The organism is Flavobacterium sp., assembly GCF_003525665.1.
GTDB lineage: Bacteria > Bacteroidota > Bacteroidia > Flavobacteriales > Flavobacteriaceae > Flavobacterium.
On sequence record NZ_DQDX01000118.1, the window covers coordinates 9,091 to 18,090 of the forward strand.

9 protein-coding genes are annotated in these 9,000 nt (G+C 31.2%); all 9 read right to left on the reverse strand.

All coding sequences use genetic code 11. The annotated features are described in order from the left end of the window. Positions 1-210: 210 nt before the first annotated feature. Positions 211-882, reverse strand: a complete 672-nt coding sequence (locus tag DIU01_RS08515; RefSeq protein WP_290833479.1) for a response regulator transcription factor — start codon at positions 880-882, stop codon at positions 211-213. A 2-nt stretch (positions 883-884) separates the two neighbouring features. Further along, positions 885-1,688 carry a histidine kinase gene (locus DIU01_RS08520; protein WP_290833481.1) on the reverse strand — a complete coding sequence of 268 codons (804 nt, stop codon included), beginning with the start codon at positions 1,686-1,688 and terminating at the stop codon, positions 885-887. After that, positions 1,685-2,272 (reverse strand): hypothetical protein, encoded by a 588-nt coding sequence (locus DIU01_RS08525; RefSeq protein ID WP_290833483.1) that lies wholly within the window; start codon positions 2,270-2,272, stop codon positions 1,685-1,687. Before DIU01_RS08525 ends, DIU01_RS08520 begins: the two co-directional genes overlap by 4 nt. Positions 2,273-2,320: 48 nt before the next feature. Beyond that, a complete protein-coding gene (locus tag DIU01_RS08530; RefSeq protein WP_290833485.1) occupies positions 2,321-2,632 on the reverse strand; it encodes a hypothetical protein in 312 nt (103 codons plus the stop codon). Between the two features lie 263 nt (positions 2,633-2,895). Next, positions 2,896-4,443, reverse strand: coding sequence for a replicative DNA helicase (gene dnaB / locus DIU01_RS08535; protein ID WP_290833486.1), 1,548 nt, complete (start codon positions 4,441-4,443; stop codon positions 2,896-2,898). A gap of 140 nt (positions 4,444-4,583) precedes the next feature. After that, complete coding sequence (locus DIU01_RS08540) at positions 4,584-5,537, reverse strand: acetyl-CoA carboxylase carboxyltransferase subunit alpha (RefSeq protein WP_290833488.1); 954 nt, start codon at positions 5,535-5,537, stop codon at positions 4,584-4,586. 94 nt (positions 5,538-5,631) lie between these two features. Next, on the reverse strand, positions 5,632-6,513 hold the full coding sequence (locus DIU01_RS08545; RefSeq protein WP_290833490.1) for a DMT family transporter: 882 nt from the start codon (positions 6,511-6,513) through the stop codon (positions 5,632-5,634). Beyond that, a complete protein-coding gene (locus DIU01_RS08550; RefSeq protein ID WP_290833492.1) occupies positions 6,500-7,585 on the reverse strand; it encodes an LptF/LptG family permease in 1,086 nt (361 codons plus the stop codon). The genes DIU01_RS08545 and DIU01_RS08550 overlap by 14 nt, the downstream gene beginning before the upstream one ends. Before the next feature lie 50 nt (positions 7,586-7,635). Then, on the reverse strand, positions 7,636-8,766 hold the full coding sequence (gene tgt / locus DIU01_RS08555; protein ID WP_290833494.1) for a tRNA guanosine(34) transglycosylase Tgt: 1,131 nt from the start codon (positions 8,764-8,766) through the stop codon (positions 7,636-7,638). Positions 8,767-9,000: the final 234 nt, after the last annotated feature.

Here is a 9,000-nt window from a genome sequence, read left to right on the forward strand (position 1 = left end):
TGAAATGAATAACTCTTTTAAAAGTATGAATTTATTAAAAAAAGTAGGTTTATCACTATTTGTAATAATGATAGTTGTGTATTTGATATTATCATTAAATTTTATTTTTAGTTAAAACTACAACCTATTAAATTGATAAAAAAAAGATGTAAAGAATTTTAATACAATTCTTTACATCTTTTTTGTTTTTTCAACAATATCCTAGTTGCTTTAAAAGGTATCTAAAACAACTACTTTCTTTTGAATAGCGTATACTACTAAACCTGCGATGTTCTTGGATTCGGTTTTTAATAGTAAATTATTTCGATGTCCTTCTACCGTTCGTGAACTTATACTTAATTTTTCGGCAATTTCATGTGTACTAAATTGCATACAGATCAGCTCCAAAACCTCTTTTTCTCTAACGGTAAGATATTCTTGATCGAATAAATTGATCATACTTTTGTCAGTCGCAATAATATCATCTTGAATAACTTGCAAAACGGCTTCATTATAGTAAAATCCTTTTTGTGCAACTTTATTTATGGTTTCAATCATTTCCTTTGGAGTCGCACTTTTTACTAAATAAGACGACGCACCAACATTAATCATATTGGCAATAAATGCTTTGGTATTGTAACTCGTTAATGCAATAATTTTTACGACAGGAAATTCTTTATGGATGATTTTTGTGGCATCAATTCCGCTAACGAATGGCATTTTTAAATCCATCAAAATAATATCTGGGTAACTGTCTGTCTTTTTTAAGTACTCAATAACTTCATTTCCGTTGGAAGCTTCAAAGACAATTTCGATATTTTTTTCACGTTGCAAGAGAAAATAGATTCCTTTTCGGAATAATTCCTCGTCGTCTGCCAATATAATTTTTATAGTTTTACTCATATCTAAAATGTGAAAATTACTTTTACACCTTCATTAACTTTAGAAGTCATTGAAAATGTTCCGTTTAAAAAACTAATTCTACTTTCAATGTTTTTCATTCCTAATCCTCTTTGAGATTCTCTATTGGATGCATTAAAACCTTTTCCGTTGTCGCTGTAAGTACAAGTTTCTACATTATTGATTGTATCAAATTTTATTGAAACTTCGGTTGCTTTACCATGCCTCATCGAATTATTCAATAATTCTTGAAGTACTCTAAAAATATGCAAATGACGCTCGGTATCTTCAAATTGAAATTTTAATTTATTTTCATAATTCACTTTTACCAATTTGCTACTAGTGACTTCAACAATAAGCTCTTCAATTCCGGCATTTAATCCGAACTTTTCTAAAACTGGTGGTAATAAATCGTGTGCAATTCTTCTAGAACTTTCTAAAGCTTTTTGAGTCAATCCAGTAATATTATCGGTTATTTCTTGAATTTCATCATCTGATAAATTTGGAGTTTTTAAAAGATGTGTATTTAAAGAAACTACGTTTAATTTTGAACTAATATCGTCATGTAGGTCTTGAGCAATACGTTTTCTTTCGGCTTCCTGAGTAAGAATTACTGATCGTAAAAGTTCTTTTTGATGGTTAATTTCTAGATTTTTCTTTTCGATTTCCTTTTGAATAATTTTTTTTCTTGAAAAATAAAAAAACAAAATTAAAACTCCAGCCATTAACAAGAACGCAATGAATAAATATCCTACAACAACATAAATGTCAACGCTATTACCTTCAATGGTGCCGATAATTTTTCTCATCCTTTACTTCTTGTTTTAATTTGTCGCCATTCTAAAAAAATAAAAACTAGATATACTATGTACAACACTATGTTTAATGTACTTAATACCGTATCAAAACTTTTACCATAAGTAATATGCAAATTTCTTGGTAAAAAAGTAACTGTACTTCCAAATAAGTAGATTAGAATTCCACAATTTATTAAATAAAACTCTTTTTTATTAGACAACATATTGTAAAAATAAATAGTACTATAACTTATAATAGCTAGTGAAGTTAACAGTATTTCAATCATACAAAACTCGTGTAATTGCTCTGGGAAAATTAAAAAATTTACTACTAAAATAGATGGAATAAAAAACAAATTAAATTTTACAATCTTCTTCTGATAATTTTCTTTCAGTAACTGTAAATAAAATAAACTTAATAGAATAAATTGTCCCGTAAAATAAGTGTGCGAAAAAATCAAATTTTGATATCCATAAATTACAACTACCCTTATTAAAATTTCATTTAAAAGCATCGCGCCTAAATAAATGGCATAAATTTTATACGATTTATTTTCTTTTTTAAATTGAGAAAGAAAAAGTATAAAATTTAACATTAATAGTATGAATGAAATAGTTCTTAATATATAAAACATCTTTATTTATTAAATATTAAATAACGGACTATTGACATCACAATCAGGTTTACAAGCAGAAGACATATCATAAATGTACTGACCTTTAGCATCGTCAATTAAATCATTACCACTTTCATCAACACCAACAATCATTAATTTACAGTTATTTTCATCATCAATACCTAAATAAGTTCTAACGTTAACTGTTTCTTTTTCTGCAATAACTTGGGTAAGATCAACTTCTGGAATTAAAAAAGCAATAACACTTGGGTTTGGATTGTCTCGCCAATTTTTAGCCCATTGCTGAGCTTGTGCTAAAGTAATTGTGTTTTGTGACATGGTTTGTTATTTGGTTAGGGTTAAATATTTGTTTCTATAATAATGAAAGATCAGTATTATTAAAAATGCAAAGCATAAACAAGCTGTAAAAATAACTTCTATTATTTCAATTATTTGTGACTCGCTAAGTTGAAAATCTCTCATCTAGTTTGAACCTGTAAATATTTGCGGTAAATTTAAAGTATTATTGAGACATACAACCACGTAAAACTACGTGTTTTTATACTAAAAAAAAAATCCCAATTTCTTGGGATTTTATATTTTTAAAAAGGAACATCACTATCGTCATCATTGGAGTTGGAACTACTTCCAAAAGCTTCATTTGGTGATGGAAGGTTTTTTGTAAAAAAAGGATTGTCATCTCCTAAATTCATTTTAGATGGTAAATCGTCAAAACCGCCACCATATTCTTCAAGATTATCAAACTTACCAAGATTTCCGATGAATTTTAATCGAATATTTTCTAATGAACCGTTTCTGTGCTTTGCAATTATAAATTCGGCTTGACCTGCAGTTGGAGATTGCTCATCATCGTCCCACTCATCAATTTTATAATATTCTGGACGATAGATAAACGATACAATATCGGCATCTTGCTCAATCGCACCCGATTCACGAAGGTCAGAAAGCAAAGGTCTTTTACTAGAACCACGCGTTTCTACAGCACGAGATAATTGAGAAAGTGCAATAACCGGAACTTCAAGTTCTTTAGCTAATGCTTTTAAGTTTCTAGAAATTGTAGAAATTTCTTGCTCACGATTTCCGCCACCTTTACCGTTTCCTCCAGCGGTCATCAATTGAAGGTAATCTACAATAATCATTTTTATTCCGTGTTGCGATGCTAAACGTCTTGCTTTGGCACGTAAATCGAAAATTGATAACGATGGAGTATCATCAATATATAAAGGCGCTTTTTCTAAATCTTTTACTTTCACAGAAAGTTGTTCCCATTCGTGTTTTTCTAACTTACCAGTTCTTAATTTTTCAGAAGACAAACCAGTTTCTGAAGATATTAAACGTGTAATTAACTGAACTGAAGACATCTCAAGAGAAAACAATGCTACAGGATGACCAAAATCTATCGCCATATTACGAGCCATCGAAAGTACGAATGCTGTCTTACCCATACCTGGTCTAGCCGCAATAATAATCAAATCGGAAGGTTGCCAACCCGAAGTAACTTTATCTAATTTTTCAAAACCAGTTGCAATTCCAGATAAACCTTCTTTATTAGCAATTTCTTCAATTCGTTTTTTGGCTTGAATTACTAAACTTTGAGCAGTTTCTGAACTTCGTTTAATATTTCCTTGAGTAACTTCGTATAATTTAGATTCGGCTTTATCTAATAAATCAAATACGTCAGTAGTTTCATCATACGATTCTTCGATGATTTCTGATGAAATTCTAATCAAACTTCTTTGGATAAATTTCTGTAAAATGATACGTGAGTGAAATTCGATATGTGCCGATGAAGATATCTTTTGCGTAAGCTGAATTAGATAAAAATCGCCTCCAGCCAAGTCTAGCTTTGCATTCTTCTTTAACTGCGATGAAACTGTTAATAAGTCAATAGGCTGAGAATCTGTGAATAACTGAAAAATGGCTTCAAAAATATGTTTGTGTGCATCTTTATAAAAAGCTTCGGATTGAAGGATGTCAATAACCTCATCAACTCCTTTTTTATCAATCATCATGGCACCAAGGACTGCTTCCTCAAGGTCTAATGCTTGTGGTGGTAGCTTTCCTTTTTCAAGATTTATGATTGTAGTTTTATCTACTTTTATTGGGTTTATATTTCTGAGATTTTCCATTAAGCGAAAGTAACTATTTCTTTAATTTTTAGTGAGTTTAGTTATTACACGTGTATGTTTATAACTAAAGATTTTTTGTTAACAAGTAAAAAAAAATCCGAAACTAAAGGGCTTCGGATTTTAGATAAATTTGTAAGATTTTACTCTTTATATTCGCCCATATTGCTGTATTTATCCATTCTCTGTGCAACTAAGTCAGTTGTTGATAAATCTTTTAATTCGTTATAAGCTTTCATAATATATTGCTCAACTGTTTTGAAAGTAGTTTCTTTATCATAATGAGCGCCACCAAGTGGTTCTGGAATAATATCGTCTACTAACTTTTGTCTTTTCATATCGGCAGAAGTCAATTTTAATGCATCTGCAGCTTGTTCCTTATATTCCCAACTTTTCCAAAGAATTGACGAACATGATTCGGGTGAAATTACAGAATACCAAGTGTTTTCCATCATTAAAACGCGATCTCCAACACCAATTCCTAATGCTCCACCAGAAGCACCTTCACCAACAATTACACAAATAATTGGCACTTTAAGACGACACATTTCAAAAATATTTCTGGCAATTGCTTCACCTTGTCCTCTTTCTTCAGCCTCTAATCCTGGATATGCACCTGGAGTATCGATAAAAGTTACAACAGGAATATTGAATTTTTCGGCCATTTTCATCAAGCGCAATGCTTTTCTATAACCTTCTGGATTAGCCATACCAAAATTTCTAAGTTGGCGCATTTTGGTATTGACACCTTTTTGCTGACCAATTAGCATAAACGACTGACCATCAATGCGACCCAATCCGCCAATCATGGCTTTATCATCCTTAAAATTTCTATCTCCAAAAAGCTCTAAAAAAGTTCCCTTTGTTATAGTTGTAATATGTTCTAAAGTATAAGGTCTATTAGGATGACGTGATAATTGAACACGTTGCCAAGCCGTTAAATTTTTGTATATATTCTTCTTAGTTTCGTCTAATTTTTTCTGAATTTGTTTACACGTATTGGTAACATCAACATCAGATTCTTGACCAATTATTTGACATTTGTCCAACTGGTCTTCCAATTCTTTAATAGGAAGTTCAAAATCTAAATATTCCATAGGATTTGTTCGTTTTAATTAAAATTCGAATTACAAAGATAAAATTTTAAATCGTCTGTAAAAGCAATTTCGTATTATAAGTTTTAAACATTAGCTAAGTTGCTTTTGCTCTGCTTTTTATGATTCCGTTTATGATTACTGTAATTAAGATTATCACTGCGCCGATATAAAATTCTGGACTCATTTGTTCTTTATCCTTAAACCATAAAACGGCTAGAATGATTCCGTAAATAGGCTCAAGATTTATAGTAAGCATCACAGTATAAGGACTTAAGAACTTCATAACTGCAGTTGATGCAATAAAAGCATAAGCAGTACAAACCGAACTCAACACCATCAAATAGATAAAATCTTCTAATGATAATTTAAAGAATTCAGCATTGAAACTTCCTAAGAAAAGCAGAAAAACGGAGAAGAAAAGTACACCACCAGAAAGTTCATAAAAAGAAATTACCGTGGCATCATATTGTTGCACAAACTTACTATTTATAACTGCAAATGAAGCCGAAAGAAAAGCAGAAGTCAATGCCAAAGCAATTCCTTCAACGTATTTACCTTCTACATTAAAGATGATTGTGAGTCCGAAAACAACAATTAATCCGAAAAATATTTCGTACCAAACCATCTTCTTTTTAAAGAAAATTGGTTCTATTATTGAGGTAAAAAAAGCACCTGTTGATAGACAAGCTAAAGTTATTGAGACATTTGAAACCTTAATTGCTCTGAAGAATGTAAACCAATGCAGTGCAATTATTAATCCGGCGACGAGAAATTTCAGAATTACTTTCTTGGGAACTTTTATTGGTATTTGCTTCCATTTGATGTAAATGAGAATAAAAAACACAGCAAATAACATTCGAAACCACACTAATGGCATGGCTTCGAGAGTAATTAAAGCGCCCAGAATTGCGGTAAAACCCCAAATGAAAACAATCAAATGAAGGTGTAAATAACTTTTGGTATTATCGCTTAGCATTTCTAAGAAGATAAATTGCTAAAATTCCAAAAACAATATTCGGAATCCAAACAGCAATAATTGGTGGGAACGATGATTTTTCGGCTAAAACGCCAAATATTTTATCGAGGAAAACGAATGAAAATGCTAGTAGAATTCCTATCGCTAAATTAGAACCCATTCCGCCACGACGTTTCATTGAAGAAACCGAAACAGCAATGATTGTAAGAATAAAAGCTGCAACCGGAATACTGTATTTTTTGTAAAGTACTACTAAATAGGTATTAATATTTGAGGATCCACGTTTGCGTTCTTTATCAATAAAACTGGTTAAATCTCCATAAGAAAGTGTTTCTGCAATGAAAACTACCGGCGTTAAATCATCTAAATCAAAGTTGAATTTTGCTTCTTTTTTTTCAGCTGTTTCAAAAGTATCATCTAGCAAACCTATTGTTCTTTTTTTGTAATTGAACATCGTGTAAGTACTATCTTTTGGATTCCATTTTAGTCGAGAAGCATTTATTTTGTATTCTAACTTACCGTCTTTAAATTTTTCTAAAGAGAAATTAAAAGCAACTTTAGAAACATTATTGAAATTACTAACATAAATGTATTCATTATCGCTAATTTGTCTGTAAACATCTGAATTGTCTCTCATTCCGCTCACACCAGAATTATTTAAATACATGTACCTGAAATTTTTAAATCCAGCACTTGCACTTGGAACTAAGAAGAAACCCATCAGCAAAGCAAATAAAGAAACTGCAGTCGCACCAATAATATAAGGTCTTAAAAAACGAGAGAATGAAATTCCGGAACTTAAAATAGCGATAATTTCGGTATTATTAGCCAACTTTGAAGTAAACCAGATAATCGATAAAAACAGAAATATTGGAAAAAGTAAATTGGCAAAATAGATTGTAAAATCGAAATAATAGACTGCAATTTCCTTAATTGGAACTTTATTAGCAATCATTTTATTCACTTTTTCAGATACGTCGATAATGATTCCAATAGGAATAAACATCAACAACATCACTGAAAATGTGGCTAAATAGCGCTTTAAAATGTACTTATCTAATATTGTTAGCATTCATTAAGTTTATGGTTTATGGTTTATAGTTAACTACAAACAATAAACAGTTAAAGTCTTTGGCTCATATTTTTCACCATCATATCTTTCCAAGTTCTAAAATCTCCTGCTAAGATATGTTTTCTTGCTTCACGAACCAACCACATATAGAAACCTAGATTGTGAATGGTTGCAATTTGCTTTCCTAAATATTCGTTGGATGCAAAAAGATGACGAAGATACGCTTTGGTATATTCGGTATCTACAAATGTGATTCCCATTTCATCTACTGGAGAGAAATCGGCTTCCCATTTTTTATTTTTAATGTTTATCGTTCCGTTTGCTGTGAAAAGCATTCCGTTTCTGGCATTTCGTGTTGGCATTACGCAGTCGAACATATCAATTCCTAAAGCAATATTTTCTAAAATATTTATTGGAGTTCCAACGCCCATTAAATATCTTGGTTTGTCTTCTGGAAGAATTTCACAAACAACTTCTGTCATAGCATACATTTCTTCGGCTGGTTCACCTACAGAAAGTCCGCCAATGGCATTTCCTTGTTGATTAGAATTAGCAATATATTCGGCCGATTGCTGACGCAAATCTTTATAAGTACTTCCTTGAACAATTGGAAAGAACGTTTGCTCATAACCATATTTAAAAGGTAATTTATCCAAATGATTGATGCATCTGTCCAACCAACGGTGCGTCATTTTCATCGAACGTTGCGCATATCTGTAATCACATGGATAGGGTGTACATTCGTCAAATGCCATGATGATATCGGCACCAATGGTACGCTGAATTTCCATTACATTTTCGGGTGTAAAAAAGTGATACGAACCATCAATGTGCGATTTAAACTTCACTCCTTCTTCTTTAATTTTCCTATTTGCAGAGAGCGAATACACTTGATACCCACCAGAATCGGTAAGAATATTTCTATCCCAATTCATGAATTTATGCAATCCGCCAGCTTTTTCAAGAATCTCTGTTTGCGGACGTAAGTACAAATGATAGGTATTTCCTAGAATAATATCTGGATTAATATCGTCTTTCAATTCGCGCTGATGCACACCTTTAACAGAGGCAACAGTTCCTACAGGCATAAATATTGGGGTTTCTATAACTCCGTGATCGGTAGTTATTGTTCCTGCTCTGGCTTTAGAATTTGGGTCTTTTTGTAATAAATCGAATTTCATATATCTATTTGAAGTGGCAAAGATAACAGAATAAAAAAAAATGAATTAGTAAAAGTACTTTTTTAATACTGATTTATGATTTTGTACTATAAAAACCACAAATGTGCAAATGATATAAATTAAAAGTAAAATAGTATAAGAGATAAAAAAGGTAAAATTCTGAAATTTGAATAAACCAAATAAGTAACCTTTAAACAAAAACTATCATGCAAAATTTACTAAAAAAAATCGTAC

Bases quoted from the DNA above. Each gene is read 5' to 3' on its own strand.
- DIU01_RS08515 (WP_290833479.1), bottom strand. From the start codon at position 882: ATGAGTAAAACTATAAAAATTATATTGGCAGACGACGAGGAATTATTC.
- DIU01_RS08520 (WP_290833481.1), bottom strand. From the start codon at position 1,688: ATGAGAAAAATTATCGGCACCATTGAAGGTAATAGCGTTGACATTTAT.
- DIU01_RS08525 (WP_290833483.1), bottom strand. From the start codon at position 2,272: ATGTTAAATTTTATACTTTTTCTTTCTCAATTTAAAAAAGAAAATAAA.
- DIU01_RS08530 (WP_290833485.1), bottom strand. From the start codon at position 2,632: ATGTCACAAAACACAATTACTTTAGCACAAGCTCAGCAATGGGCTAAA.
- dnaB (WP_290833486.1), bottom strand. From the start codon at position 4,443: ATGGAAAATCTCAGAAATATAAACCCAATAAAAGTAGATAAAACTACA.
- DIU01_RS08540 (WP_290833488.1), bottom strand. From the start codon at position 5,537: ATGGAATATTTAGATTTTGAACTTCCTATTAAAGAATTGGAAGACCAG.
- DIU01_RS08545 (WP_290833490.1), bottom strand. From the start codon at position 6,513: ATGCTAAGCGATAATACCAAAAGTTATTTACACCTTCATTTGATTGTT.
- DIU01_RS08550 (WP_290833492.1), bottom strand. From the start codon at position 7,585: ATGCTAACAATATTAGATAAGTACATTTTAAAGCGCTATTTAGCCACA.
- tgt (WP_290833494.1), bottom strand. From the start codon at position 8,766: ATGAAATTCGATTTATTACAAAAAGACCCAAATTCTAAAGCCAGAGCA.